Annotated in this window: 24 protein-coding genes; 14 read left to right on the top strand and 10 right to left on the bottom strand. The window is 67.0% G+C overall.

Going from position 1 to position 26,054, the window contains the following annotated elements:
• Positions 1 to 30: 30 nt before the first annotated feature.
• Both N4S67_RS09810 and N4S67_RS09805 read right to left on the bottom strand, forming a co-directional pair.
• Positions 31 to 654, bottom strand: coding sequence for a TIGR03085 family metal-binding protein (locus N4S67_RS09810; protein WP_260992753.1), 624 nt, complete (start codon positions 652 to 654; stop codon positions 31 to 33).
• Positions 651 to 1,373, bottom strand: a complete 723-nt coding sequence (locus N4S67_RS09805; protein WP_260992752.1) for an MBL fold metallo-hydrolase — start codon at positions 1,371 to 1,373, stop codon at positions 651 to 653. The genes N4S67_RS09810 and N4S67_RS09805 overlap by 4 nt, the downstream gene beginning before the upstream one ends.
• Before the next feature lie 229 nt (positions 1,374 to 1,602).
• Here N4S67_RS09805 and dnaK point away from each other — a divergent pair, with 229 nt between their 5' ends.
• From dnaK to N4S67_RS09785, 4 genes are read left to right on the top strand one after another with little or no spacing between them, the layout of a single operon-like run.
• Positions 1,603 to 3,465 (top strand): molecular chaperone DnaK, encoded by a 1,863-nt coding sequence (gene dnaK, locus N4S67_RS09800; protein ID WP_260992751.1) that lies wholly within the window; start codon positions 1,603 to 1,605, stop codon positions 3,463 to 3,465.
• Positions 3,462 to 4,094 carry a nucleotide exchange factor GrpE gene (gene grpE, locus N4S67_RS09795; RefSeq protein WP_260992750.1) on the top strand — a complete coding sequence of 211 codons (633 nt, stop codon included), beginning with the start codon at positions 3,462 to 3,464 and terminating at the stop codon, positions 4,092 to 4,094. The genes dnaK and grpE overlap by 4 nt, the downstream gene beginning before the upstream one ends.
• Positions 4,095 to 4,125: 31 nt before the next feature.
• Positions 4,126 to 5,301, top strand: a complete 1,176-nt coding sequence (dnaJ, locus tag N4S67_RS09790) for a molecular chaperone DnaJ (protein ID WP_260992749.1) — start codon at positions 4,126 to 4,128, stop codon at positions 5,299 to 5,301.
• Positions 5,301 to 5,705 carry a heat shock protein transcriptional repressor HspR gene (locus tag N4S67_RS09785; RefSeq protein WP_260992748.1) on the top strand — a complete coding sequence of 135 codons (405 nt, stop codon included), beginning with the start codon at positions 5,301 to 5,303 and terminating at the stop codon, positions 5,703 to 5,705. Before dnaJ ends, N4S67_RS09785 begins: the two co-directional genes overlap by 1 nt.
• Positions 5,706 to 5,714: 9 nt before the next feature.
• On the opposite strand, the gene N4S67_RS09780 is transcribed toward N4S67_RS09785, so the two are convergent.
• From N4S67_RS09780 to N4S67_RS09770, 3 genes are all read right to left on the bottom strand, one after another.
• Positions 5,715 to 6,614: an aldose 1-epimerase gene (locus tag N4S67_RS09780; RefSeq protein WP_260992747.1), complete on the bottom strand. Its 900-nt coding sequence runs from the start codon at positions 6,612 to 6,614 to the stop codon at positions 5,715 to 5,717.
• Between the two features lie 91 nt (positions 6,615 to 6,705).
• Complete coding sequence (locus N4S67_RS09775) at positions 6,706 to 7,872, bottom strand: FAD-binding oxidoreductase (protein ID WP_260992746.1); 1,167 nt, start codon at positions 7,870 to 7,872, stop codon at positions 6,706 to 6,708.
• Between the two features lie 11 nt (positions 7,873 to 7,883).
• Positions 7,884 to 8,894 carry an ABC transporter permease gene (locus N4S67_RS09770; protein WP_260992745.1) on the bottom strand — a complete coding sequence of 337 codons (1,011 nt, stop codon included), beginning with the start codon at positions 8,892 to 8,894 and terminating at the stop codon, positions 7,884 to 7,886.
• A gap of 98 nt (positions 8,895 to 8,992) precedes the next feature.
• Here N4S67_RS09770 and N4S67_RS09765 point away from each other — a divergent pair, with 98 nt between their 5' ends.
• The gene (locus tag N4S67_RS09765) at positions 8,993 to 9,649 is read left to right on the top strand and encodes a TetR/AcrR family transcriptional regulator (protein ID WP_260992744.1); all 657 of its coding nucleotides are present in this window, start codon (positions 8,993 to 8,995) and stop codon (positions 9,647 to 9,649) included.
• Here the strand turns inward: N4S67_RS09765 and N4S67_RS09760 are convergent.
• On the bottom strand, positions 9,644 to 10,297 hold the full coding sequence (locus tag N4S67_RS09760; RefSeq protein ID WP_260992743.1) for a GAP family protein: 654 nt from the start codon (positions 10,295 to 10,297) through the stop codon (positions 9,644 to 9,646). The two genes, N4S67_RS09765 and N4S67_RS09760, sit on opposite strands and share 6 nt — an antisense overlap.
• A complete protein-coding gene (locus N4S67_RS09755; protein ID WP_260992742.1) occupies positions 10,298 to 10,699 on the bottom strand; it encodes an Rv0361 family membrane protein in 402 nt (133 codons plus the stop codon).
• Positions 10,700 to 11,092: 393 nt separating this feature from the next.
• On the opposite strand from N4S67_RS09755, the gene N4S67_RS09750 reads away from it, so the two are divergent.
• Both N4S67_RS09750 and clpB read left to right on the top strand, forming a co-directional pair.
• Positions 11,093 to 13,558 carry a GGDEF domain-containing protein gene (locus N4S67_RS09750; protein ID WP_260992741.1) on the top strand — a complete coding sequence of 822 codons (2,466 nt, stop codon included), beginning with the start codon at positions 11,093 to 11,095 and terminating at the stop codon, positions 13,556 to 13,558.
• 102 nt (positions 13,559 to 13,660) lie between these two features.
• A complete protein-coding gene (clpB, locus tag N4S67_RS09745; protein ID WP_260992740.1) occupies positions 13,661 to 16,219 on the top strand; it encodes an ATP-dependent chaperone ClpB in 2,559 nt (852 codons plus the stop codon).
• A gap of 77 nt (positions 16,220 to 16,296) precedes the next feature.
• Here the strand turns inward: clpB and N4S67_RS09740 are convergent, their stop codons facing one another.
• On the bottom strand, positions 16,297 to 17,322 hold the full coding sequence (locus N4S67_RS09740; protein WP_390893327.1) for an NAD(P)H-dependent amine dehydrogenase family protein: 1,026 nt from the start codon (positions 17,320 to 17,322) through the stop codon (positions 16,297 to 16,299).
• Positions 17,323 to 17,388: 66 nt separating this feature from the next.
• Positions 17,389 to 18,426, bottom strand: a complete 1,038-nt coding sequence (locus N4S67_RS09735; RefSeq protein ID WP_260992738.1) for a Rieske (2Fe-2S) protein — start codon at positions 18,424 to 18,426, stop codon at positions 17,389 to 17,391.
• A gap of 100 nt (positions 18,427 to 18,526) precedes the next feature.
• Between N4S67_RS09735 and N4S67_RS09730 the strand changes: the two genes are divergently transcribed.
• The 7 genes from N4S67_RS09730 (at position 18,527) to nhaA (ending at position 25,287) form a co-directional block, all read left to right on the top strand.
• Positions 18,527 to 19,093, top strand: coding sequence for a TetR/AcrR family transcriptional regulator (locus N4S67_RS09730; RefSeq protein ID WP_260993066.1), 567 nt, complete (start codon positions 18,527 to 18,529; stop codon positions 19,091 to 19,093).
• A 76-nt stretch (positions 19,094 to 19,169) separates the two neighbouring features.
• Positions 19,170 to 20,000 (top strand): trehalose monomycolate transport factor TtfA, encoded by an 831-nt coding sequence (ttfA, locus tag N4S67_RS09725; protein ID WP_260992737.1) that lies wholly within the window; start codon positions 19,170 to 19,172, stop codon positions 19,998 to 20,000.
• A 14-nt stretch (positions 20,001 to 20,014) separates the two neighbouring features.
• A complete protein-coding gene (locus N4S67_RS09720; RefSeq protein WP_260992736.1) occupies positions 20,015 to 20,791 on the top strand; it encodes an SDR family NAD(P)-dependent oxidoreductase in 777 nt (258 codons plus the stop codon).
• Between the two features lie 6 nt (positions 20,792 to 20,797).
• Positions 20,798 to 21,694, top strand: a complete 897-nt coding sequence (locus tag N4S67_RS09715; protein ID WP_260992735.1) for a hypothetical protein — start codon at positions 20,798 to 20,800, stop codon at positions 21,692 to 21,694.
• Positions 21,687 to 22,328 (top strand): TrmH family RNA methyltransferase, encoded by a 642-nt coding sequence (locus N4S67_RS09710; RefSeq protein ID WP_260992734.1) that lies wholly within the window; start codon positions 21,687 to 21,689, stop codon positions 22,326 to 22,328. The genes N4S67_RS09715 and N4S67_RS09710 overlap by 8 nt, the downstream gene beginning before the upstream one ends.
• A gap of 14 nt (positions 22,329 to 22,342) precedes the next feature.
• Positions 22,343 to 23,443: a glycoside hydrolase family 76 protein gene (locus N4S67_RS09705; RefSeq protein WP_260992733.1), complete on the top strand. Its 1,101-nt coding sequence runs from the start codon at positions 22,343 to 22,345 to the stop codon at positions 23,441 to 23,443.
• Positions 23,440 to 25,287 carry a Na+/H+ antiporter NhaA gene (gene nhaA / locus N4S67_RS09700; RefSeq protein WP_260992732.1) on the top strand — a complete coding sequence of 616 codons (1,848 nt, stop codon included), beginning with the start codon at positions 23,440 to 23,442 and terminating at the stop codon, positions 25,285 to 25,287. Before N4S67_RS09705 ends, nhaA begins: the two co-directional genes overlap by 4 nt.
• Here the strand turns inward: nhaA and N4S67_RS09695 are convergent.
• Entirely contained in the window at positions 25,284 to 25,964 is a 681-nt protein-coding gene (locus N4S67_RS09695) for a VTT domain-containing protein (protein WP_260993065.1), read from the bottom strand. The two genes, nhaA and N4S67_RS09695, sit on opposite strands and share 4 nt — an antisense overlap.
• Between the last annotated feature and the right edge of the window lie 90 nt (positions 25,965 to 26,054).

Raw genomic sequence — 26,054 nt, 5'->3', positions numbered from 1 at the left:
GCTCGCCAGCGTAGAGCCCGGCGCCGTCGGCTACAGCCCGCGGCGGGCGGCTTTCACGGAGTTGACGAGGTCAGTGTCGCCGTCGAACGTGAGCCGCACCGCGTCGCGACCCGAAACGAAGAGCAGGTGCTCCTGTGGTTCGCCGGTGACGGTCAGCGTCGGTCCTTTGCCGATGCTGACCAACTCCTGGCCCTGCGGCGTGCGCAGCGACACTTTCGCCGGAGCCTTGGCGAGTGTCAGCCGGGCCATCAGCGCCAATCCGCGGCGCAGCGCCTTGACGGTCGCATCATCGAGAGGCCGCGGTTCCCAATCCGGTTGAGATCGACGGACATCCTCGTGGTGGATGTACATCTCGTTCATGTTGACCAGCGGGTCGAGGATCTTGAACGGGGACAACAGCGGCGGGCCTTGGGCGACCTTGTCCAGCAGTTGATCCCACCCGCTGGACTGCGCGACCTGCTGCTGCACCTTGTCGGTGTAACCGGCCAGAAACGGCACCATGATGCCGGGTGCGGCGTCGAGCCTGCGTTCGCGCACCACGAGATGGGCGGCGAGGTCACGGGTGGTCCAGTCACCACACAACGTCGGCGCGTCCGGGCCCACCGAGTGCATGGTCTCGACGAGTGCGGCGCGTTCCCGTTGTGCGGCGGTCATCGCGGCGATTCTGCCATCGCGGCGTAGCCGTCGGCCAGGGCGCGCAGCTGTCCGGCGCCGTCGCCCGCGTAGGTCGCCCCGTGCATGAGTGCCAGCGTCGTCGGATTCAGTTCGGCGAGCCGCCGCAGAGTCGGCTGCAGGTTGATGGTGAGTCCGGTGGCGTGGAAGAACTCCTCGGCCGCGAGCGCGGGCTCGACGATGTCGGCCTCGGTGATCGCCGGGCAGGAACCGACGTGGGTGAAGAGGTCGCCGGCGAGCAGCGTCGAGGTGGTCTCGTCGAACCACAGACCCGCCTCCCAGTTGTGCGGCACATGGGGGGTCGCGATGAAGCGAAGCCGGTGCCCGCCGACGTCGTGCACACCGTCCTCGTTGGCCACGACCGGCGGCCGGTCGCAGAGGTCGTTCAGCGAGAGCATGCAAGCCAGGCCACTGTGGATGACCTCGGCGTTGGGAGCCGCGTCGAGCAACAGGTTCACCGCGCCGCACTCGTCCGCCTCCAGGTGGCCGAATGAAATCCAGCGCAGCTTCTCCAGCGGGATGACCTGGTTGATGGCCTCCGACACGAACGGGAACAGCTGTCGATGGCCACAGTGGAACAGGAACGGATCGTCCCCGGTGAGCAGGAACTGGTTGAACGTGAAGCCGTGCTCGGTGATGTCTGGGATGTAGGTGGACAGGCGGTAGACGTCCGTCCCGATCTCGTCGACGGTGGTGTCCATGACTCGATGGTGCGCCGATTTCCGCACCAGGGTCGTGCTTTCGCCGTAGCAACAGCCCTGGTGCAGAAGTCGGCGGCGGGTCGGGAACAAACCGCACCGACTCCCCGTTGACCCCATCGACAGTTGAGTGCATTCGACTCAAGTCTGAGTTGACAGGGTAAGCTCTGTCAGAGCAGTCTTGAGTGCGGTGCACTCAGGCCCCCAGAAGGACTATTGCAGGAGGAAAACCATGGCTCGTGCGGTCGGAATCGACCTCGGGACCACCAACTCCGTGGTTGCGGTGCTGGAGGGTGGCGACCCCGTCGTCGTCGCCAACTCCGAGGGCTCGCGCACCACGCCGTCGGTCGTCGCGTTCGCGCGCAACGGTGAGGTGCTGGTCGGCCAGCCCGCCAAGAACCAGGCGGTGACCAACGTCGACCGCACCATCCGGTCGGTCAAGCGTGAAATCGGGACCGACTGGTCGGTGGAGATCGACGGTAAGCAGTACACCGCGCAGGAGATCAGCGCGCGGACCCTGATGAAGCTCAAGCGCGACGCGGAGGCCTACCTCGGTGAGGACATCACCGACGCGGTCATCACCGTGCCCGCCTACTTCAACGACGCCCAGCGCCAAGCCACCAAGGACGCCGGCCAGATCGCCGGCCTCAACGTGCTGCGCATCGTCAACGAGCCGACCGCGGCCGCGCTGGCCTACGGGCTGGACAAGGGTGAGAAGGAACAGACGATCCTGGTCTTCGACCTCGGTGGCGGCACGTTCGACGTCTCGCTGCTCGAGATCGGCGAAGGCGTCGTCGAGGTGCGCGCCACCTCGGGTGACAACCACCTCGGTGGCGACGACTGGGACGACCGCATCGTCGAGTGGCTCGTCGACAAGTTCAAGGGCACCAGCGGCATCGACCTGACCAAGGACAAGATGGCGATGCAGCGGCTGCGTGAGGCCGCCGAGAAGGCCAAGATCGAGCTGAGCTCGAGCCAGAGCACCTCGATCAACCTGCCCTACATCACCGTCGACGCGGACAAGAACCCGCTGTTCCTCGACGAGCAGCTCACGCGGGCCGAATTCCAGCGCATCACACAGGATCTGCTGGATCGCACGCGCAAGCCGTTCCAGTCCGTGATCGCCGACACCGGTATCTCGGTCGCTGACATCGACCACGTGGTCCTGGTCGGCGGTTCCACGCGGATGCCCGCGGTGAGCGACCTGGTCAAGGAACTCACCGGCGGCAAGGAGCCCAACAAGGGCGTCAACCCCGACGAGGTCGTCGCGGTCGGTGCCGCGTTGCAGGCAGGCGTGCTCCGAGGCGAGGTGAAAGACGTTCTGCTGCTTGATGTCACGCCGCTGTCCCTCGGCATCGAGACCAAGGGTGGCGTGATGACCAAGCTGATCGAGCGCAACACCACGATTCCGACCAAGCGGTCGGAGACCTTCACCACGGCCGACGACAACCAGCCGTCGGTGCAGATCCAGGTCTATCAGGGTGAGCGCGAGATCGCGGCGCACAACAAGCTGCTCGGCAGCTTCGAGCTGACCGGCATCCCGCCGGCTCCGCGCGGTGTGCCGCAGATCGAGGTCACCTTCGACATCGACGCCAACGGCATCGTGCACGTGACCGCCAAGGACAAAGGCACCGGTAAGGAAAACACGATCCGCATCCAGGAGGGCTCCGGCCTGTCCAAGGAGGAGATCGACCGGATGGTCAAGGACGCCGAGGCGCACGCCGAGGAGGACCGCAAGCGGCGCGAGGAAGCCGACGTCCGCAACCAGGCCGAGTCGCTGGTCTACCAGACGGAGAAGTTCGTCAAGGACCAGCGCGACGCCGAGGGCGGATCGAAGGTCCCCGAGGACACGCTGTCCAAGGTCGACGCCGCGATCGCCGATGCGAAGCAGGCGCTCGAGGGCACCGACATCGCCGCGATCAAGTCGGCGATGGAAAAGCTCGGTGTCGAGTCGCAAGCGCTCGGCCAGGCCATCTACGAGGCCACCCAGGCCGAGCAGGGTCCGGCCGGCGGAACTGACGGCGGCCCCGCCGGGTCGTCTCAGGACGACGTCGTGGACGCCGAGGTTGTCGACGATGACCGGGAGAACAAGTGAGCCAAAGCGATCCGCACGAGCCGGTGACCGTCACCGACAAACGGCGTATCGATCCCGAAACCGGCGAATTGCGTGAGCAGGCGACCGCCCCGGCCCCCAGTGGGCCGGGGCCGGAAGCCCCGCCCGCGGGCACAGCCGCGAATCGGGCCGATGCGGAGTCCGACGAAGTCGCCGAGCTCAAGACCACACTTCAACGCGTCAAGGCGGAGTACGACAACTACCGCAAGCGGGCGCTGCGCGACCAGCAGCTCGTCGGCGAGCGCGCCAAGGCCGCCGTGGTCACCCAGCTGTTGCCCGTGCTCGACGATCTGGACCGGGCACGCAGTCACGGTGACCTGGAGACCGGTCCGCTCAAGTCGGTGGCCGACAAGCTGGCGACCGCGCTTGAGGGACTGGGGCTTTCGCCGTTCGGCGAGGAGGGCGACGACTTCGACCCGGCGCTGCACGAAGCCGTTCAGCACGAGGGCGAGGGCACCCATCCCATCGTCGGAACGGTGATGCGGCGCGGATACAAGGTCGGCGAGCAGGTGGTGCGCCACGCCATGGTCGGCGTGGTCGACACCGTGCCCGACGCCCCCGCAGCCGATAACAACGACGTGCAGGCCGCCGAGGACGCAGAATCTCAGTAAACGTCGGCACCAGGTAAGGAGGTGACCCGGTATGGCCCAGCGTGAATGGGTCGAGAAAGACTTCTACAAGGAGCTCGGCGTCTCCTCTGACGCCAGCGAGCAGGACATCAAGAAGGCCTACCGGAAACTGGCCCGTGACCTGCACCCGGACACCAATCCGGATCCGGCTGCGTCCGAGCGGTTCAAGACGGTCTCCGAGGCGCACAGCGTCCTGTCGGACCCGGCCAAGCGCAAGGAGTACGACGAGACCCGTCGGCTGTTCGCCAACGGCGGTTTCGGCCGTGGCCGGTTCGCCGGCGGGGGTGGCGGCTTCGGCGGGTTCGGAGGGGACGGCGCCGAGTTCAACCTGAACGACCTGTTCGACGCCGCCGGGCAGACCGGCGGCGCGAACATCGGTGACCTCTTCGGTGGTCTGTTCGGACGCGGCGCTCAGCAGCCCCGGCCCACTCGGCCCCGCCGGGGTAACGACCTGGAAACCGAGACCGAGCTGTCGTTCCTGGAGGCCACCAAGGGTGTGGCGATGCCGCTGCGGCTCACCAGCCCGGCGCCGTGCACGAATTGCCATGGCAGCGGCGCACGTCCGGGCACCAGCCCAAAGGTGTGTCCGAACTGCAACGGCTCGGGCGTGGTCAGCCGCAACCAGGGTGCCTTCGGCTTCTCCGAGCCGTGCACCGAATGCCGGGGCAGCGGCTCGATCATCGAGCACCCGTGCGACGAGTGCAAAGGCACCGGCGTCACCACCAGGACGCGCACCATCAACGTGCGAATCCCCCCTGGCGTGGAGAACGGCCAACGCATCAGGCTGGCCGGCCAGGGTGAAGCCGGGTTGCGCGGTGCACCGTCGGGCGATCTGTACGTCACCGTGCATGTGCGGCCGGACAGAGTCTTTGGCCGCGACGGCGACGACCTCACCGTGACCGTTCCCGTCAGCTTCCACGAATTAGCGCTGGGCACAACGCTTTCGGTGCCGACGCTGGAGGGCAAAGTCGGTGTGCGGGTGCCGAAGGGCACCTCCGACGGCCGGATCCTACGGGTGCGTGGACGCGGTGTGCCGAAGCGTTCGGGTGGCCATGGCGACCTGCTCGTCACGGTCAAGGTGGCGGTGCCGCCCAGCCTCGAAGGCGAAGCGGCCGAAGCGCTGGAAACCTACGCGAAGGCCGAACGGGCCAGCGGGTTCGACCCGAGGGCCGGATGGGCTGGTGCGTAATGGCTTCGAAGCGGTCCAGCGATGACGCCCGCACCTTTCTGATCTCGGTGGCCGCCGAGCTGGCCGGCATGCACGCGCAGACACTGCGCACCTACGACCGGCTCGGCCTGGTCCGCCCGCAGCGTACTTCCGGTGGCGGGCGGCGCTATTCGCAGCACGACGTCGACCTGCTGCGTGAGGTGCAGCGGCTGTCGCAAGACGAAGGCGTCAACCTGGCCGGCATCAAGCGCATCATCGAGCTGACCAACCAGGTCGAGGCATTACAGGCCAGGCTCTCCGAGATGGCGCAAGAGATCGAGGAATTGCGGGCGCGGCAGCGTCGAGACATCGCGGTGGTGCCCAAGAGCACGGCCGTCGTTGTCTGGCAACCCGGCGCCGCTCGGCGACGGCGTCAGTCCGAGTAGTAAGCGTTCTCAGACCACGATCCGGAACTGCGCGACCGCGGACTCGCCGGGTGCCACCGTCCGATAACCGCCGCGGCGCAGCGTGTCGGTGGGGGCGGCCATTGGCTCGAAGCACACCACGTCGTCGCTGTGCGGTGCGAACACCTGCGCGGCGGGATACCCCTCGTCGAAGTGCACCTCGATGCGGCGGCCGCCTCCTGACACCGTGAATGTGGCACCGGGAGCGACGTTGTCGTATCCGTCGTCTAACGCTCTGTCGCCCAACAACTCTGCGCTCGCGTCACGCTGTTGGGTTTCGCCGGTGGGTATACCGGAGTCATTGACCGACAGCGAGCGCATGGCCGGCATCTCGATCAACCACTCGGGTCGCGGCGCTTCGGGCAGTTGAAGGTAGGGGTGAAAGCCGAAGCACAACGGCACGTGCGCACCGGTGGTGGCGGTGACGGACGTGCGCACCGTCAGCGTGCGATCGGCCAGTGTGACATCCACCGTCAGTAGGTGCGGAAACGGGAACGTGGCCAGCAGACCGGGCCGCGCCCCGAAGTCGAGTTCAGCGGTCAACCGCGACTCGTGCCGGGTCGTCACCGTCCAGTCGGGATAGCCGGCCAAGGTGCCGTGAATCGGCAGACCGTGCTCCTCGGTTCGCACGCCGCCGGTTCCCGGTGTCAGGGTAACCACCGCGCCGTCGACACCATAACCGTTGCTGCTCAATCGATTAGCCCACGGGTACAACAGCGGTATGCCCATCGACTTGCCGCTCGAGACGTAAGCCTCCAGGCCGCGGCGCTGACCGAGCAGTTCCACACCGTCGTCAGACAGCGACGTGCCGATCATGCCCGCGGTGGGGACGTAGGTCGCGGTCAACGGCGACGACGGGTCACGCAGTGTGACCCTCTCGAGATCGACCATGGCTGCGATACTGCCACGTGCGCGCCCACGCGTACACGATCACGGTGCGTCAGACGAAGTCGCCGCGGGCAAGCGGAGTCATACGGCGCACTCAGGTCGTGAGGGGGTCGTGCTGAATGCGTTCGGCCGGTGCGCCTTTGGCGATCAGAGCGGCCTTTGTGGTCTCGACCATCTCTGGTCCGCCACAGATCAGGATCTGCCGGTCGCCCCAGTTGCCGTAGCGCGTCACCACGTCGGCGAGCCGCCCGGTCTGCCGGACGTGCAGGCCCCGCGGTGGCTGCACGTCGGGGTACTCACCCGCCCACGGCGGGTCGGTGTTGAACTCCGACACCGGCGTGACCGACAGCCACGGGTTCTGCGATGCGACCTGCCACAGCGTGCGCAAATCGTAGAGCTCACACGGAAAACGGGCGCCGAAGAACAGATGCACCCGCGGGTTCACCCCGAATCGGGTGAGATCCATGATCAGCGTCCGTAGCGGGGCGAGGCCGGTGCTGCCCGCGACCATCAGCACATCCCCGCCGTCGCGGTCGATGTGCAGTGCGCCGTGCGGATTGGACAGCCGCCACCGGTCCCCGGGCTTCGTCTCGCCGACGATCGCGGTGCTCACCATCCCACCCGTGACCGAACGGATGTGGAACTCGATGCCACCGCCGCGGTCGGCGGGGATCGCAGGGCTCAGATAGCGCCACCGCCGCGGCCACTGCGGCACGTGGACGGTGACGTACTGGCCGGGGTGGTAGTAGAGCGGACGGTCCAGTTGCAGGCGCACGACCGAGACGTCGCGAGTGGCGCGGATGTGTTCGATCACCGTGCCGTCGCAGTACGGCGGCCCCGTCTCGGCATCAGCGGCGCCGCGCATCACCCCGATGACCAGGGCCACCACGTCGTGGGTGGCCTCGGCCAGCTTGTCGTCCCAGCTCTCGCGGAGGTGACTGCGCAGGGTGGTCAGCAAGGCGTCCTGCATGGTGTCGTAATGGCTCTGCGTCACACCGTACTTACGGTGGTCTCGGCCCAGCTGAGCCAGGAATGCCACCGGCTCCTCGGCCCGCTGGGCGATCAGTTCGTTGAACACCCACGTCATGGCGTGGGCGAACGCCGCGCGTTGCGCATCCATGTCCGGCGGGAACAGGTCGCGGGCCGAGATGTCGGTGGCGAACCAGCGGGTGTAGAAGCTCCGGATCAGTTCGTCGGAGCCGAGCGCGGGGTCGACGGCGTCGCGCATCATGCGCAGCGCGTCACGGTCGTCGAGTCCCACGCCGCCCGAGTTTAGGCAAACCGTGCCCTTCGCTGCCGCAGCGCGGCGAGGACGACCAGTGCCGCGCCCGCCAGCGCCCAGCACGTCAGCACGACGGTCGCGGTGGTCGCGCCGGCCCCGTCGAAGAACGCCGTCGAACGCAGGAGCGTCGCATTGGCGCCTTGCGGCAGCCACTGCCCGAGTTCGCCCCACCCGCGTGGCAGCAGTTCTGGAGCGCTGGTCAGGCCCGACAGCGGGTTGCCGACCAGCAGCGCCAGCAGGCCGCCGAGCGCCAGGCCCACCCGGCCGAACAACGAGCCGAGGCCCAGCACCGCCAGGCCGGAGGCCAGCACGCCCAGGGTCAAGCCGCCGGTGACGCCCCAGAAGTTCTGATCGACGGACCCGAGCACGTAGCGCAGCAGCGCCGCGATGGTCCACCCGGCCACTACGGAGAACGCGACGACGGCGGCGAGTCGGGTCCAGACTTCCCGTTTCAGGACGAATATCAGTGCGATGGCAGGCAGGAGACCTGCGAGCGTGACCGGCAGCGCCGACGCGGACAGCCCGACGCCGCGCGGGTCGTCGGCCGTCGGCGGCGCCAGGTCCTCGACGCGCAGGTGCGCGCCGGTCTGCTGGGCGATGCCGTTGCCGATCTGAGTGAGCATCTGGGCGATCATTGGGCTGCCGCCGGTCGCCACGAGGAGCGTGCGGCCGTCGGGTCCGAAGGAGATTCCGCCGTAGACGTCGCGATTGCGGATCGCGTCGCGCAGTGCATTCTCGCCGGGGTAGTAGGTGAACGAGAACGCGCCGGGCGCCTGCTTCTCCATGGTCGCGGCGACCTGCCCGCTTGCCGCCTGCGGTCCCGCCGCGCCGATCGGCACGTCGTGCGGGGCCGTGCGTGCCGCGGGAAGTGCGAACGCGAGCGTGACGATTGCGAGCACCACTGCGAGCAGGACGACGACGCCGGTCGCGCGGACCGCCGCGGGTGGCTCGTGCGCCGGGGAGGCGTGATGGGTGTGCTGGGGCGTGGCTGTTGTGCTCATGAGTATGCCCTTTTCATCTGACGTTGAATTAATCCTGCGCTGAGCGTAACGGCGATGCGGATAATTTTCAACAGCCATTGAAATGATATTGTGGTTCGATGCCCTCACCTGCTAAGACAGTCAGACGTCGCGGCCGCCGCCAGGGTGAACCGGTGTCTCGCGAGGCCGTGCTGGCCGCGGCGAAGGTGCGCTTCGCCACCGAGGGCTACGAGAAAACGACGCTGCGGGCCATTGCGCGCGACGCGCACGTCGACCCGTCGATGGTGCTGTACCTGTTCGGCTCCAAGGCCGACCTGTTCCGTGAATCGCTGCGGGTGATCCTCGATCCGCAGGCGCTCGCCTCGGCGATCCAGGGCAGTCCCGGCGACGATCCGGACATCGGCACCCGGATGGTGCGCACCTATATGCGCATCTGGGAGTCGCCGGAGTCCGGACCGACCATGGTGGCGATGCTGCAGTCGGCCACGTCGAACTCCGACGCACATGAGGCTTTTCGCGGGTTCATGCAGAACTACGTGCTGACGGCGGTGTCGGGGGTGCTGGGCGGCGGCGAGCAGGCGCGGCTGCGGGCACTCTTGGCCGCGAGCCAACTCGTCGGCATCGCGGTGCTGCGTTACGTGATGAAGATTTCGCCGTTGGCCACCCTGTCCGGCGACGAGTTGGTGCGCGTGGTCGCGCCGACAGTCACGCGGTATCTGACCGCTGACGTCGACGAACTCGGAATTCCCGACCTGCCCGACCTGCCCGACTTATAGGCCGTGAATTCCCTTGTACAACACCAGAAGACCGATCACGATCAGAATGGCCGCGACCAACGCGGCATGCTGGCGCTCCATCCACCCGCTCAATCGCTCGAGCGGCCCGTCGAGGCGGTCGCCGGACACCGCGTAAGCCAGAATCGGCAGTGCGACGGACGAGCCCGCGACCCCTACGAACCAGACCACGGCGAACCACACGTCGTGTGCGCCGTCGAGTCCGGCTGTGCCGATCGCCAAACCCGCTGCGGCGCAGATGAAAAGCACCTTGGGATTGACGACGGTGAGGGCCAGGGCCATGGCGCCCGCGCGAAGGGGAGTGAGCTTGCTCAAGCCCTTCATCCACTTCGGGCTGTGGGTGGCCGTCTTTCGGGTCAGCCATCGATAGGCGCCGACCACCAGCAGCGCCACGCCGACGACGATGCGCAACCACGACGCCCAGCTCGGCGGATGGTCGCCCCGTCCGCCCGCAAGACCCGAGATTTCGAGGAAGACGATTGTCAGCGCCGCGAGGCCGACCAGCCAGCCGGCCAGGAACGTCAACCCGGTCGGCCGGGGCCGCGGTGTCTGCAGGACCAGCACTGCGGGGATGATCGACAGCGGTGATAGTGCGATCACCAACGCCAGCGGGATGAGTTCCGTCAGCACCTAGACAGTCTGCCCGCCGTGATAGCGACAGGCCTTCCAGCTCGCGTTCTCACGCACGAAGTCGACGTCGAGCGTCTCGGTGTGGTCGGCGGCTTCGAACCGGACGTTGGCGACCGCACCGTCCCCGACGACCACCACCGAGTTGACCGTGATGCGCGTCGGGCCGTCGGACTTTCGGCTCGCGTACCACCCCGCTTCGAAGCCTGCAGCTTCACGCATTTCGGAGCACAAGTGTGTCGAGAACTTGTCGTAGTCCGCGCGGTTGTAAGAGGTGTTCATGCCCTCGAGGACGGCGCGGACTTGGTCAGCGTCGGTGGCCGCGGCCGCCGGCGTTGCACCCGCCAGGGCCACGGCGATGCCGGCGCCGCCAATGGCGATCGACGCGCCGAGTCCGAATCCCATCGCATCAGCCTCGCTGATCTCTGCCGTCGCAGCGGCGTGACGCGCCGTCTGAAGATCTGCGTTCGTTGCAGTCGCGGCAGCCCCGACCCCGTCTCAATGGATAGCTGCGCCTCGCTGGCCGGAACGGAGGTCCAGGTAGCCAGCTAACTCACGTGGCGCACAGTCGGAGATCGGACACCGGACCCGGTCCTACTTTGCTGGCAAGTGCTCCGCACGGTCTGACGCGCTTGTGTCGAATGCGCGCATGCCCGACTGCTTGTAGGTACATTGTCCAGCACACAGCGACAACGATGGGCAGCGATGAGGCGTCGGGCGGCAAGTTCTCCAGAACGAGAAACCGCGTTCTCCAGAATTGCAATTTCGATAGTTTCGGCTGGCTATGTCGCTGCGGTAGTGGTCGTCGCGCTTCTCGATTGGCAAATCTGGTGGGCAGAAGCGACGACCGGTCTCGTTGCCGACATCGCTTCGCTGGTCGCTGTCATCGCCGCAGCCTGCTGCTCGGCGTGGGCGGCTCGGACGACGACGGGGCACGTCAGACATGGGTGGCTGGCGATGACGGCGGGCCTGCTGGCCTGGGCGGTCGGCGCACTCAACTGGTCGTATCACGCGACGCGCGGGGCGGTCGTGTCCCCACCTTCGTCGGTGGTGATGTACGGCGCGTTCGTTCTCTTCTCGATCGGCGCGGGCACCGCACTTATTTATTTCACCCCCCGAATGAGCTGGACGTCGAAAACCCGCTTGATGCTCGATGCGGCGATCGTGGCGACTTCGTTGTTCGTAGTCGGCTGGGTGACGGTGTTGGACAGGACGTTTCATGCAGGGGGTTCCCCCTTGGCCGTCGGGTTGATGCTGACCTACCTCATCGCGCACGTCGCACTCATCGCAATCACCGCACTGTTATGGGCCGGCGAATCCCGCTCGCAGAGACGCAATATCGGTTTGCTGGCCGCTGGGGTCCTTGTCGCGTCGGCATCGGACCTTCCGGTGCCGTATCTGTTCGCTGCCGACCATCTCGCCCTCGTCTTCGACCTCGGGCGGATCGTCGGCTTCTGGCTGCTGGCGCTGGCCGCGCTGTGCGGCATCGAGGAGTCGGCCGTCGAACCGGCGCCGGTGCGACGCCCGTCCAAGGCCCGGACGTGGCTTCCGTACCTGCCATTGCCGGTCGCAGTCATCGCCTGGTTCTGGCAAGTCGTCGCGGATGTGGGGACCGCGCTGCTGCTCATGGCGGTGGTGCTCGTCGTGACCGTGCTAGGACGCCAGGCCGTTGTCCTGCTGGAGAACCAGCGGTTGTTGTCCGATGTGTCGCGGCTGGCGTTTTGGGACCAGCTGACCGGGTTGCCCAACCGGGAGTTGTTGCACCATCGCCTGGAGCAGGCGGTGGAGCTTCACCGGCGCGAACGCGTCTCGCTCGCGGTGTTGTGTCTCGACCTGGACAACTTCAAGACGGTCAACGACGAGATGGGCCACGCTGCAGGCGATGAGCTGCTGGTTCGCGTGGCCGATCGCCTGCGGGGTTGTGTGCGCAGTGAGGACACTGTCGCGCGTCTCGGCGGGGATGAGTTCGCCGTGCTGATCGAGGGCTCCATCGACGACTCCCAGCTGCTGGCCGATCGCATTCTCAAGGAATTCGACTCGCCGATCGAGGTCGATGGTGTCGCGCTCACGGTGCAGCCCAGCATCGGGATGACACTGACCGGCTCGGACGCGGCGCCCGTCAGCGTCGATTCCCTGCTCAGGCGCGCCGACCTCGCCATGTACTCCGCTAAACGCGATGGCGGCGGATGTGTGCGCACATACGTGCCACAGCCGGCAGGCGAACGGGACCTCAGGCCGTCCCCCGGGCGAGACGCTCCCTCGGAGGTGGTCACACCGGCCGCGCCGCGTCCGGACGCTGTCGCCGAGCGCGCTCTCTGGCCGCCGCTGGCTGTGCGGTTTGCGCTGGGCGCCTTGCTCGCCGGGGTCTTGGTGTTCGCGATCTCGACGGTGGTTCGCACGAGCCCTGGTCGCATTCCACTCTTGGACAGTTGGTGGGAAGTGGGCCTGGAGTTCTTCGCGGCGGGACTGGTGGCCGTTCGCGGCGTGCATGTGGCCGAGGAACGCCGCGCATGGCTCTTCATTGCCGCGGGCCTGTCGGCCACGGCGATGGGCAGTGTCGTCTACGCCGTGTGGGCGCGCGAGGGCCAGCTGCCGTCCGCGGCTGATCTGGTGTATCTGGCGTTCTATCCCTTGATCTACACGGGCTTGGTGCTGTTGATACGGGCGCGATTGCAGAGGGTGCCGACCGCTATCCGGCTCGACGCCCTGGTCGCCGGATTCACCGCCGCGGCGGTGGCCGCCGCCCTGGCTGCCGGGCCGATCGCGGCGGTTCAGAGCGGTGCGCCGGCCGCGGTCCTCGTCGGGTTGGCCTATCCGGCCGGTGGCCTGCTGCTGCTCGCGATGGCGACAGGGACGCTGGCGATACTCGGGTGGCGCACCGATTGGCGGTGGGCGCTGATCGTCGCCGGTTTTGTCTTGTGGGTCATCGCGAACACCATCTACCTGTTCAGGACAACCGACGGCTCGTATCGCGAGGGCACCTGGATCGACGCATGCTGGCCCACCGCATTCCTGCTGATAGCGCTTGCCGCTTGGGTCCGGCCAACCAGTGTTCCGACAACCCCGAGAACCGGGCTGGGCTCATTGGTCCCGTCGATCCTGTGTGCCGTCGCGGCCCTGGGCGTGTCGGTATTCGCCCATCAGGACCCGGTCGCGGTCGCGGCCGTCGCGATGAGCCTGACTGCGGTTGCTGCCCGGTTTGCGGTGACGTACCGGGATCTGCACACCCGGGCTCTGAGCTGTGAACAAGCTCTGGCCCGTTGACAGCGGAACGGGAAATCCATCAGAGTTGAGCGGAACAGACTCAACCTTGACGGCGTTGAGTACTACGACAAGCATTTTTCCTACCCGTAGATCGGAGGTGTCGTGGACTCGTTCAACCCGACGACCAAAACTCAGGCGGCGCTGACGTCGGCCCTGCAGGCGGCCAGTTCTGCAGGCAACCCGCAGATCACGCCCGCCCATTTGTTGATGGCATTGCTGACTCAGAACGACGGCATTGCCGCCCCACTGCTGGAGGCCGTCGGCGTCGAACCCGCGACAATCCGCGCCGAGACCCAGCGTCTGCTCGACCGGCTGCCCAGCGTCAGCGGCGCCAGTGCGCAGCCGCAGTTGAGCAGGGAGTCGCTTGCCGCGATCACCGCGGCCCAGGCCCTGGCCACCGAGATGGATGACGAATACGTCTCCACCGAACATTTGATGGTCGGCCTGGCCACCGGTGACTCCGACGTCGCCAAGGTGCTCACCGGCCATGGCGCGTCGCCGCAGGCGCTGCGTGAGGCGTTCGTCAAGGTGCGCGGCAGCGCCCGCGTCACCAGCCCGGATCCTGAGGGCAGCTATCAGGCGCTGGAGAAGTACTCCACCGACCTGACCGCCCGTGCGCGGGAAGGCAAGCTCGACCCGGTCATCGGGCGGGACAACGAGATTCGTCGCGTCGTACAGGTGCTGAGTCGTCGCACGAAGAACAACCCGGTGCTGATCGGCGAGCCAGGCGTCGGCAAGACCGCGATCGTCGAGGGCCTGGCCCAGCGCATCGTCGCCGGCGACGTGCCGGAGAGCCTGCGCGACAAGACCGTCGTCTCGCTGGATCTCGGCTCGATGGTGGCCGGGTCGAAGTACCGCGGCGAGTTCGAGGAACGCCTCAAGGCCGTCCTCGACGACATCAAGAACAGTGCCGGGCAGATCATCACGTTCATCGACGAGCTGCACACCATCGTGGGTGCGGGCGCCACCGGCGACTCGTCGATGGATGCGGGCAACATGATCAAGCCGATGCTCGCCCGCGGTGAGCTGCGACTGGTCGGAGCGACCACGCTCGACGAGTACCGCAAGTACATCGAGAAGGACGCGGCGCTGGAACGCCGATTCCAGCAGGTGTTCGTCGGGGAGCCGTCGGTGGAGGACACCGTCGGCATCCTGCGTGGGCTCAAGGAGCGCTACGAGGTGCACCACGGCGTGCGCATCACCGACTCGGCGCTGGTCGCCGCCTCCACGCTGTCGGACCGCTACATCACCGCGCGCTTCCTGCCGGACAAGGCCATCGACCTGGTCGACGAGGCCGCCAGCCGGTTGCGGATGGAGATCGACTCGCGGCCCGTGGAGATCGACGAGGTCGAGCGGTTGGTTCGTCGTCTCGAGATCGAAGAGATGGCGCTGGCCAAGGAAGAGGACGCCGCCTCCAAAGACCGGCTGGAGAAGCTGCGCGCCGAACTGGCCGACCACAAGGAGAAGTTGGCCGAGCTGACGACCCGGTGGCAGAACGAGAAGAACGCCATCGACATCGTCCGCGAGCTCAAGGAGCAGCTCGAGGTGCTGCGCGGCGAGGCCGATCGTGCCGAGCGCGACGGCAATCTCGAGAAGGCCGCCGAGCTGCGGTACGGACGCATCCCCGAGGTCGAGAAGAAGCTCGATGCGGCAGGGTCTTTGGCCCCCGGCCAGGACACAGCGCGCGAGGACGTCATGCTCAAGGAGGAGGTCGGGCCCGACGACATCGCGGACGTGGTGTCGGCGTGGACCGGGATCCCTGCCGGCCGGATGCTCGAGGGCGAGACGGCGAAACTGCTGCGCATGGAAGACGAGCTCGGCAAGCGCGTCGTGGGACAGAAGAAGGCGGTGCAGGCCGTGTCGGATGCGGTGCGCCGCAGTCGGGCAGGCGTCGCAGACCCGAACCGGCCAACGGGCTCGTTCATGTTCCTCGGCCCCACCGGTGTCGGTAAGACCGAACTGGCAAAAGCGTTGGCGGAGTTCCTTTTCGACGACGAACGCGCCATGGTCCGCATCGACATGAGCGAGTACGGCGAGAAGCACTCGGTGGCTCGGCTGGTCGGTGCTCCTCCCGGCTACGTCGGGTACGACCAGGGTGGCCAGCTGACCGAGGCGGTGCGCAGGCGCCCGTACACGGTGATTCTGTTCGACGAGATCGAGAAGGCTCATCCGGACGTGTTCGACGTGCTGCTGGCTGTCCTCGACGAGGGCAGGCTGACCGATGGTCAGGGCCGCACGGTCGATTTCCGCAACACCATCCTGATCCTGACGTCGAACCTCGGCGCCGGTGGCTCGGAAGACATGGTGATGGCCGCGGTGCGCTCGGCGTTCAAGCCCGAGTTCATCAACCGGCTCGACGACGTCATCGTGTTCGACGGCCTCAACCCCGAAGAACTCGTGTCGATCGTCGACATTCAGCTCGAGCAGCTGGCCAAGCGGTTGGCCCAGCGGCGCCTCAGCCTCGAGGTGTCGCTGCCCGCCAAGAGGTGGCTGTCCGAGCGCGGATTCGATCCGCTCTACGGTGCCCGACCGCTGCGCAGGCTGATCCAGCAGGCCATCGGCGATCAGCTCGCCAAGATGCTGCTGGCCGGCGATGTCCACGACGGCGATGTGGTGCCGGTCAACGTCAGCGCGGACGGCGACTCGCTGGTTCTGGGCTGAGTTCTCTGGCGAGCAGACGTGAAACTGCCCTTTTCGCCGCGATATGGGGCAGTTTTGCGTCTGCTCGCGCGGGGGGGCTACAGCTTGAAACGGCCGGCGAATCCGCGCAGCGGGACGTCGGCGCTGGTGAGCAGTCCCGGCGGCGCGGCGACGACCGACTTGATGGCGTTGAGTGCGGGCAGGCCGGTCACGGTCATCCCGATCGACGCGAAATTGTCCGGATTCGAAAGATCCACACCGGGTTTCGGGAAGATCATGTGCTTGTTGTAGATGCATGGATCACCCTTGATCTGGGTGATGTAGCAGCCCTTGATGTCCCAGCTCGGATCGGTGTGCGGAGTCATCTGCCATTCGAGGTGCGTCTCGACGCGCGCGACGCCGTCGACCATGCCCTGGTACTTGATGTAGTTGCCGCCGAGTGAACCCTTGGGCAGCTGATACCAGCCCAGGTCGACATCTTTCGTGCACGCCCCGAGCTCGGCGCTGAACTTGACCTCGTCGAGGGTGAGGTCGAAACAGTCGGCCATCATCAGCACGCTGTCGGCGAAGACGCGGGTGTACTTCTCCAGTTTGCCTGGGATCGACGGATCGTCGACGGGCAACCCGTAGCCGACCTCGATCCAGGTGTCCTTGCTGTGATGGCACGACACGTCGACCGACTCGATGGTGGTGACGTTCTCGATCTCGGCGACGTCAGCCGAACATGTCACGCCCAGAATCTGATTCACGCCCGGATTCATGCCGGTGCCATAGAACGTCGACCCGCCCTTGGCGCAGGCCTCGGCCAGCAGCTGCGAGACCAACTTGCCGGAGGCGTGCGGGTGGTTGGTGTCGCGGTGCCATCCGGTGATCCAGTCCGCGGTCGTGACGATATCGATGCCGGCTTCGAGCACCTGGACGTAGAGGTCCTCGTCGGGGAACACCCCGTGGAACGTCAGCACGTCGGGCTTGGCGGCGATGATCTCCTCGACCGTCCCGGTCGCCCGCACTCCGATCGGGTCGAGTCCGACGATCTCACCTGCGTCCCGGCCGACCTTCTCCGTTGTGTAGCAGTGCAATCCGATCAGCTCCAGATCGGGATGCGCGGCGATGCGTTTGATCATCTCCGAGCCGACGTTGCCGGTGGCCACTTGGAACACCCGAATTGGGGGATTGGAAGTCACTGTCGCTCAGCCCTTCTGGTTGGTTGACGCGAGATCGGCGGCGTTGCCGCCGCGACCGTCGGGATAGAACTGCATGGCCCACTTGCGGATCGCGGTGAAGCCCTCGTACTCCGATGTGGACAGCGCGGGCGGATCGGAGTAGCGCTGGTGGCTCCAGATGTGGATGTCCTGGCGGAACTGCCGAATGACCTCCTGGCCGAAGTCAGCGGCTTTGGCGGCGGCGCGCTCGGGGTCTTTGCCTGCGGCAGAGCCCTTCGGGCGGCCGATGTAGACCATGAACCGCACATCGGAGGTCGCTTCGTCGACGGGGGTGATCGCCGAGATCGTGCGGTTGTCGATCATTCCCCAGCTCTTCGTCACCGCGATGCCGAGCCCGCCGTTGATGGCCTCGACTCCACTGCGGACGTCGTCGATCGTCTGTTGGTCGTCGCCTTCGAAGGTAATCGTGAAATCGACGTACGAGATCGGTTCGGCGAAGTCGTGCCGGGTGAAGATCGGATTGATCGGCGTCTCGTGCACGTACTTGAAGTGAGCGAAGTCGACGCCGTTCTCGAGCACGTACTGCGGATGCATCTCGTGCCCCTGCTCGAACAGCCGCTGCTGTGGGTAGTAATCCGCGGCGCTGCTGCCGTCGTTGAAGGACGCGAACACGTCGGGCGCCTCGAAGAACGGCGCACGGCCCTCGATGTCGTGCCAGATGTAGATCGACTCGTTGCGCTCGGTCACCGGATACGTGGTCATCCGCCGGCCACGGTTCGGCCTGCTCTCGTAGGGGATACAGACGTTGCGCCCCTCGGAGTTCCACTGCCAGCCGTGGAACGGGCATTGGATCACCTCGCCGACGACGTGGCCGCCGAAGCCGAGGTGCGCGCCCAGATGCTCGCAGTAGGCGTTCATGACGGTCACCTGGCCGGACTCCGACCGCCAGGCAATCATCTCTTCGCCGAAGTACTTCATCGCGTGTACGCCTCCGACGCCGACGTCGTCCGACCACGCGACCTGGAACCAGCCCGTCGGCTTCATCGACAGTGGCGGTTTGGCCATGTGGACAAGAATCACAGAGGGTTCTACGATTCGTCAAGTGTCGGAGACAGAGGTCGGAACGCGCCGGACCAACCGACGCGGACAGGCCACCCGGGACGGCATGCTCGACGCGGCGCTTCGGGCGCTGGCCACCGGCGACACCGCCGCGGCGTCGGCCAACCGGATCGCCAAGGACGCGGGCGCCACCTGGGGCGCGATCAAATACCAGTTCGGCGACACCGACGGGCTGTGGGCGGCCGTGTTGCGCCGGACCGCGGAGCGGCGCGGCCGGCTTCCCTCACACGCGAATCCCGACGCGCCGCTGCGCGAACGGGTGGCGGCCATCATCGACCTGCTGTTCGACGGCTTGTCGGCGCCCGATTCGCGGGCGATCGAGACGCTGCGCGCCGCGCTGCCCCGCGACGCCGCCGAACTGGAGCGGCTCTACCCGCAGACAGCGGCCGAGTTGCGGTCCTGGGGACGCAGCTGGATCGAGTCGTGCCAGACGGCGTTCGCCGACGTGGACGTCGACCCCGAACGCATCCGCGAAGTCGCGTCCTTCATCCCGGGCGCCATGCGCGGCCTGGTCTCGGAACGACAGCTCGGCTCCTACTACGATCTTGATCTGGCGCGGCACGGACTGACCAATGCGATCGTGAATTACCTGGGAAGATCACGAACCGGCTGATTCCGGCCAACGAGTTGCCGTTCTGTGATCAGTCCGAGTGCAGGCGAAACCGGTCCTAGCAAGTAGGCTGTTCGCAATGGTTCCGCTTTGGTTCACGCTGTCTGCACTCTGTTTTGTGGGTGCGGCGGTGCTCCTGTACGTCGACATCGACCGTCGACGCGGGCTGGGCCGTCGCCGTAAGTCCTGGGCGAAGTCGCACGGCTTCGACTACGAATACGAATCGACCGACATCCTGGAGCGCTGGAAGCGCGGCGTGATGACGACGGTCGGCGACGTGACCGCCAAGAACGTGGTCCTGGGCCAGATCCGCGGCGAGGCGGTGTTCATCTTCGACCTCGAGGACGTGGCGACGGTGATCGCGCTGCATCGCAAGGTCGGCACCAACGTCGTCATGGATCTGCGTCTCAAGGGCATCAAAGAGCCCCGCGAGAACGACATCTGGCTGCTCGGCGCGATCGGACCGCGGATGGTGTACTCCACCAACCTCGACGCCGCGCGCCGTGCCTGTGACCGCCGGATGGTGACGTTCGCCCACACGGCGCCCGACTGCGCCGAGATCATGTGGAACGAGCAGCACTGGACGCTGGTGTCGATGCCGGTCACCTCCACCCGCGCGCAGTGGGACGAGGGCCTGCGCACCGTGCGGCAGTTCAACGACCTGCTACGGGTGCTGCCCCCGACCCCGCAGGCCATGGCAGGCCAGGCCGTCGCTCGGCGCAGCGGATCGCCCAGCCGCCCGCTCACCCCCGGCCCCACCCGGTCTGAAGCCGCTCCTACCGCGCGCCCGGAGCAGGTCGGGCGCGCCGACGTGCCGCCGGCCCGCTACGCCCAGCCGCCGCGGCCCGAACCGTCGCGGCGACCGCCGCCCTCGCGCAACGGACGGCAGTCTGCGCACTATCAGCGGTAAGTAGTCTCATAGCCATGTCACGGCCCGTCGCACTGATCACCGGACCGACATCAGGACTCGGCGCCGGCTTCGCCCGCCGCTACGCAGTGGACGGCTATGACCTGGTGCTGGTCGCGCGCGACGAAGCCCGCCTGGAACGGTTGGCCGACGAACTCCACGACGAGGCGGGCGCGAAGGTCGAGGTGCTCGCCGCCGATCTGGCCGAGGCCGCCGACCGCGCGAAGGTCGCCGAACGACTCTCGGCGGGCGTGCAGGTTCTGGTCAACAATGCCGGCTTCGGAACGTCTGGCGAGTTCTGGAGCGCCGACTTCTCGCTGCTGCAATCGCAGTTGGACGTCAACGTCACCGCGGTCATGCAACTGACCCATGCGGCGTTGCCGCCGATGATGGCCGCCGCCCGCGGAACCGTGATCAACGTCGCGAGCGTCGCGGGCCTGTTGCCCGGGCGCGGGTCGACGTACTCGGCGTCCAAGGCCTGGGTGATCGCGTTCAGCGAGGGCCTGGCCAACGGCCTAGGGGGCACCGGGGTGGGGGTGCACGCGCTGTGTCCCGGCTTCGTGCACACCGAGTTCCATGCACGCGCCGGCATCGAGATGAGCGGCACGCCGTCGATCCTCTGGCTCGAGGTCGACGACGTCGTGCGCGACTGCCTGGCCGACGTCGCCAAAGACAAGGTGGTGATTGTTCCCGGCCTGCAGTACAAGGCGCTGACCACCGGCGGGCGTCTGGTGCCGCGAAACCTGGTGCGCGCCATGACGAAAGTGGTGGGCAAAGGCCGTGGCCGGACCTGAGTGTCGGTGCGTTCACTAGTCGCGGCGCTGGCCGTGCTCGTTCTGACGGCCTCGGCGTGCGCTGCCGACGACGAGCCCCCCAACACCTATGCCGCGCAGGCCGCAGCCATCGGCGAATCGCTGGCGATCCTCGGCTGGAACATGTCGGTGAGCAATCTGCGCATCGAGGGCGAATACGTGTTCGTCGATATCGACGCCACACCGTCGCAACCCGGCGGCGCGCACGCCAAACCCGAGGACTTGCGGTTCGGGCTGTACGGTGCGCTGGCGCATCCGATCGAGGCGAACGCGATCGGTGGCTGTCGCAACGTCACCGATCTTGCAGTGCAACCGGTTTCGACCCCCGCGCCCGATCGTCTAGCAGGCACGGTATGTCTTGGCCCGCAGCGCGACCAGTCTCAGGTACGCGGCGTGTACGTGTATTCACCGCGGGACCGGATGGCAGGCACCACCAACGCGCATCCGGCGGCGTACCCGGTGGGTCTCATGCCGACCAGGGACACCGACACAGGGCTCTCCGTCAAGACGGCGAGCGTCGACGGTTTCCGCGCCGACGGCGCGCTGCTCGATCCGCGCGCCCTTGGTGACCCCGGTGCCTTCACCGGCAACGGGTACATGCTGCTGGGTCTCGAGATCGACGGCCTGGCAGCGCAATACAGTGACGAGTCGATTCGCCGCGGCGGGCCGACGATGGTGGTGGTGGCGCCCACCCTGCCCGCGCCGGGACTGAGCCACGCCTGCGACATCTACGGCGCATCGGTGCTGGTGCTACCGGACTCCTCGCGCGAAGGAGTCAAGGTCCGGGTGTCGCTGTGCACCCAGGGGGAGATCAACGCCGCTCTGCTGTACCCGACCGTCTCGCTGATCGGCACCCACGCCGCGCTGTGGACCACCGATGGATGATCCGGGTCCGACCGAGTGGAACCAGAGCACCGGCGTCGGCCCGTGGGTCGGTGATCCTCCCGACGACCCCCGCTACGACCCTGACCTTCTTCGCGACGGCGACACCCGCAATGTCGTTGACGCTTACCGTTATTGGACGCGCGAAGCAATCGTCGCCGACATCGACACGCGCCGCCACCCGTTGCACATCGCGATCGAGAACTTCGGCAACGACGCCAACATCGGCGCTGTGGTGCGTACCGCAAACGCGTTCGCCGTGGACACCGTGCACATCATCGGACGGCGCCGGTGGAACCGGCGTGGCGCCATGGTGACCGACCGCTACCAGCGGCTGCGCCATCACGACACCACCGGTGAGCTGCTGGCGTTCGCGGCCGACGCCGGATTGAGCGTCGTCGCGGTCGACAACATTCCCGGCGCCGCCCGCATCGAGGACGCCGAGTTGCCGCACGCATGCCTGATGATCTTCGGCCAGGAGGGGCCAGGGATCACCGCGGACGCGAAGGGCGGGGCAGCGCTCACGGTCTCGATCGCCCAGTTCGGCTCGACCCGCAGCATCAACGCCGCCGTCGCGGCAGGCATTGCGATGCACAGGTGGATCGCCCAACACGCGGACATCTCGAAGGCCTGGTAGGGCAGGATTGGGCCATGGACCAGGTATGGGCCAATCGCGCCGCCAGCGCGGAGGCCGCGATCGCCAAACGACATCTCAAGCGCCTCTGGGGATTGCCGGGCACGCAGCTGGGTGTCGTCGCGTGGCCGCCCGCGCGTAACCATCGGATGTTCGGCGTCTGGCACTACTGGTGGCAGGCCCACCTGCTGGACTGCCTGGTCGACGCGCAGGTACGCGACCCGCAACCCGAGCGGCAGCAGAAGATCAGTCGCCAGATCCGCGGCCACCGGCTGCGCAACAACCTGCGCTGGATCAACGACTACTACGACGACATGGCGTGGCTGGCGATCGCCCTCGAGCGCTGCGACCGCCTCGCCGGTGTGGGGCGCGCCGAGGCGCAGGAGAAGCTGTCCGAGCAGTTCCTCAACGCCTGGGTGCCCGAAGACGGCGGCGGCATTCCGTGGCGCAAACAGGACCAGTTCTTCAACGCGCCCGCCAACGGTCCCGCCGCGATCTTCCTGTCCCGCTTCGACCGGCTGCGGCGCGCCCAGCAGATGTCGGACTGGATCGACGAGACGCTGATCGACCCGGACACCCATCTGGTGTTCGACGGCATCAAGGGCGGGTCGATGGTGCGTGCGCAGTACACCTACTGCCAGGGTGTGGTGCTCGGCTTGGAGACCGAACTGGCGGCGAGGACCCAGGACGCCGACCACGCCACGCGGGTTCACCGGCTGGTCGCCGCAGTGCGCGATCACATGGCGCCCGACGGGATCATCAAGGGAGCGGGCGGCGGCGACGGCGGCCTGTTCAACGGCATCCTGGCGCGGTACCTGGCACTGGTCGTCACCACGCTGCCGCAGAACGGGCCCGAGGACGTGACCGCCCGCGACACTGCCCGCACGCTGGTGCTCACCTCGGCGCAGGCCGCGTGGGACAACCGGCAGACGGTCGACGGGTTGCCGCTGTTCGCCGCATTCTGGGACCGCACAGCGCAAATGCCCACTGCCGCAGGCAAAGAGGCCCAGTTCGTCGAAGGCGCCGTGAACGCCTCCGAGGTGCCCGAACGTGACCTGTCGGTACAGCTGGCCGGCTGGATGCTGATGGAAGCCGCGCACGCGGCCGCAGAGGCGTGACTTCGTCCGACGCGCCGCCGCGAGTCATCCGCCTGCTGCCGGCTCGCTTCACCCGGGACCCCAAGGCGGCCAAGGGCGGCGAGAACAGAGCCGCGGTGCTGTTGCTCCTGTCCACCGTTGTCGCGATCTTGTGGGCCAATTCGCCGTGGGCAGAGAGCTATTGGTCCCTGCTCGACACCCATGTCGGCATCACCTTCGGTGCGCACCACTTCGAACTGACCGTCAAACACCTGATCAACGACGGCTTGATGACGTTCTTCTTCTTCATCGTCGGGTTGGAGGTGACACGCGAGTTCGCGATCGGTGAACTGACCGACCGGGGCAGGGCGGCCGTGCCCGTCGTCGCCGCGATCGCCGGGTTGGCGATACCCGCCGCCATCTTCCTGGTGCTCAACCCGACCGGCGAGAACGCCCAGGCGTGGGGGGTGGTGATCTCCACCGACACCGCGTTCCTGGTCGGCGCGCTGGCGATCATCAAGCCGAAGTTCCCTGCGCGCGTACGGATTTTCCTGCTCACGTTGGCGGTCGTCGACGACGTCGGCGCGTTGGGCGTGATCGCGCTGTTCTACTCCGAGAGCATTCAGGTACTCCCGCTGGTGATATCGGCGGCCCTGATCGGCGCGATGGCGCTCGTGCGGTTCATGCCGGTCGCCCGCGGCCCGGCCTATGCGATTCTCGGGTTCGCGCTGTGGGTCGCGCTGTTTCTGGCGGGCATCCACCCGACCCTTGCGGGGGTCGCGCTGGCGCTGCTGATTCCGGTCTTCACCCCCGAGCGCAGACAGGTCGAACGCACAGTCGAGTTGATCCGCGCGTTTCGGCAGTCGCCGAACTCGGAGTACGCCCGGGCGGCGACTCGCGGCCTACGCGAATCGATTTCGATCAACGAACGACTGCAGACCGATGTCGGACCCTACGTGTCGTTCGTGGTGCTGCCGCTGTTCGCCTTGGTCAACGCCGGGGTGCGGTTGGATGCCGACAGTGTGCAGGCGGCGCTGCGCTCGCCACTGACGTGGGGTGTCGTCGCGGGTCTGGTCGTCGGAAAGTTCGTCGGCATCACGGGCGCGACGTGGTTGATGAGGCGCACCGGCATGGGGCAGTTGGCGCCCGGGCTCGGCCTGCGCCGGATCGCCGGGGGCGCCGCGCTCTCCGGTATCGGCTTCACCATCTCGCTGTTCATCGTCGACATCGCCATCAGCGAGCCCATGCGCCAGGACCAGGCCCGCATCGGCGTGCTGATCGCCTCGGTGCTCGCGTTCGCACTGGGATGGGCGGTGTTCCGGCTCACCGACCGGTTCAACCCGCCGGACCCCGTCGGCCTGAAGCTGCTGCGCCCGATCGACGCGGACCGCGACCACATCAGGGGAAATCCGGACGCCCCGCTGACACTGGTCGAGTACGGCGACTACGAGTGTCCCTTCTGCAGCCGCGCCACCGGCGCTATCGACGAGGTGCGCGCTCATCTCGGTGACCGATTGGTCTACGTCTGGCGCCACTTTCCGCTCGAACGCGCACACCCGCGCGCATTCGACGCCGCGCGCGCCAGTGAGGCCGCCGCGTTGCAAGGCAAGTTCTTCGAGATGGGCCGGGAGCTGTTCGCCCACCAGGACGATCTGGAGTGGTCGGACATGTATCGCTATGCCGTGGCAATCGGCTGTGACATCGATCAGTTCGACCAGGACGTGCGCGTGCACTCGTCACGGGTGCTGCACCGGGTGCAGGACGACGCGCAGGACGCCGAGTTGATGGATCTGAACTCCACACCGACGTTCTTCGTCAACGGCAAGCGGCACAAGGGGCCATGGGATGCCGCCAGCCTGATCCGTGCGCTGGAGGCGGGTCGCTAAGCCTGCTCGCCGGAATCGATCGGGGGCGCGGGGATTCCTGCTCGCCTGGCCGCGCGACGGCGCTTGTACCACTCGATCAACATCGGGAGAACAGACACCACCACGATCGCGATGACGATGGGCTCGAGCAGTTGTTGAACGATCTCGAACCGGCCGAGCCAGAATCCGAGCAGGGTCAGTCCGACGCCCCACACGACGGCGCCGACGACGTTGAACAAGGTGAACACCGGGTAGCTCATCCGGGCGGCGCCGGCTGTCAGTGGTGCGAGTGTCCGCACGATCGGCACGAACCGCGCGATGACGATCGCAAACGGGCCGCGCTGCTCGAAGAACAGGTGGGCCTCCTCGAGATATTTCTGCTTGAGGACGCGGGCGTCGGGTTTGAACATCGCGGTGCCGAGGTTGCGGCCGATCCAGTAGCCGACCTGGCCGCCCAGGATGGCGGCGATCGGGATGAACACCAGCAGCTGCCAGAGTTGAAAGTTGATGACGTCGCCGCCTTCTTCGGCCAGCGCGGCCGTGCCCGCGGCAAGCATGCCCGCGACGAACAGCAGCGAGTCGCCGGGCAGGACCGGGAACAGCACTCCCGATTCGACGAAGATGACGACGAGCAGGCCCACCAGGGCCCAGGCGCCGAAGTAGCCGAGCAACTTCATCGGGTCGAGGAAATCGGGCATCAGCGCCAGCTGATCGGTCGCCGCGAGGGCCGAGGTCGTCACAATGCTTCAAGATACCGGCCGTGGTCCACGAAGCCTGAAACGCCGATA

The sequence above is a fragment of the Mycobacterium deserti genome, assembly GCF_025345615.1.
GTDB classification, from domain to species: Bacteria; Actinomycetota; Actinomycetes; order Mycobacteriales; family Mycobacteriaceae; genus Mycobacterium; species Mycobacterium deserti.
This window is presented reverse-complemented; position numbering and strand designations above follow the sequence as displayed.

Bases quoted from the DNA above. Each gene is read 5' to 3' on its own strand.
- N4S67_RS09810 (WP_260992753.1), bottom strand. From the start codon at position 654: ATGACCGCCGCACAACGGGAACGCGCCGCACTCGTCGAGACCATGCAC.
- N4S67_RS09730 (WP_260993066.1), top strand. From the start codon at position 18,527: ATGCTCGACGCGGCGCTTCGGGCGCTGGCCACCGGCGACACCGCCGCG.
- N4S67_RS09705 (WP_260992733.1), top strand. From the start codon at position 22,343: ATGGACCAGGTATGGGCCAATCGCGCCGCCAGCGCGGAGGCCGCGATC.
- ttfA (WP_260992737.1), top strand. From the start codon at position 19,170: ATGGTTCCGCTTTGGTTCACGCTGTCTGCACTCTGTTTTGTGGGTGCG.
- N4S67_RS09755 (WP_260992742.1), bottom strand. From the start codon at position 10,699: ATGGGATTCGGACTCGGCGCGTCGATCGCCATTGGCGGCGCCGGCATC.
- N4S67_RS09785 (WP_260992748.1), top strand. From the start codon at position 5,301: ATGGCTTCGAAGCGGTCCAGCGATGACGCCCGCACCTTTCTGATCTCG.
- N4S67_RS09720 (WP_260992736.1), top strand. From the start codon at position 20,015: ATGTCACGGCCCGTCGCACTGATCACCGGACCGACATCAGGACTCGGC.
- N4S67_RS09695 (WP_260993065.1), bottom strand. From the start codon at position 25,964: ATGCCCGATTTCCTCGACCCGATGAAGTTGCTCGGCTACTTCGGCGCC.
- N4S67_RS09805 (WP_260992752.1), bottom strand. From the start codon at position 1,373: ATGGACACCACCGTCGACGAGATCGGGACGGACGTCTACCGCCTGTCC.
- dnaK (WP_260992751.1), top strand. From the start codon at position 1,603: ATGGCTCGTGCGGTCGGAATCGACCTCGGGACCACCAACTCCGTGGTT.
- N4S67_RS09770 (WP_260992745.1), bottom strand. From the start codon at position 8,894: ATGAGCACAACAGCCACGCCCCAGCACACCCATCACGCCTCCCCGGCG.
- N4S67_RS09735 (WP_260992738.1), bottom strand. From the start codon at position 18,426: ATGGCCAAACCGCCACTGTCGATGAAGCCGACGGGCTGGTTCCAGGTC.
- dnaJ (WP_260992749.1), top strand. From the start codon at position 4,126: ATGGCCCAGCGTGAATGGGTCGAGAAAGACTTCTACAAGGAGCTCGGC.
- N4S67_RS09710 (WP_260992734.1), top strand. From the start codon at position 21,687: ATGGATGATCCGGGTCCGACCGAGTGGAACCAGAGCACCGGCGTCGGC.
- N4S67_RS09765 (WP_260992744.1), top strand. From the start codon at position 8,993: ATGCCCTCACCTGCTAAGACAGTCAGACGTCGCGGCCGCCGCCAGGGT.
- N4S67_RS09740 (WP_390893327.1), bottom strand. From the start codon at position 17,322: ATGATCAAACGCATCGCCGCGCATCCCGATCTGGAGCTGATCGGATTG.
- N4S67_RS09780 (WP_260992747.1), bottom strand. From the start codon at position 6,614: ATGGTCGATCTCGAGAGGGTCACACTGCGTGACCCGTCGTCGCCGTTG.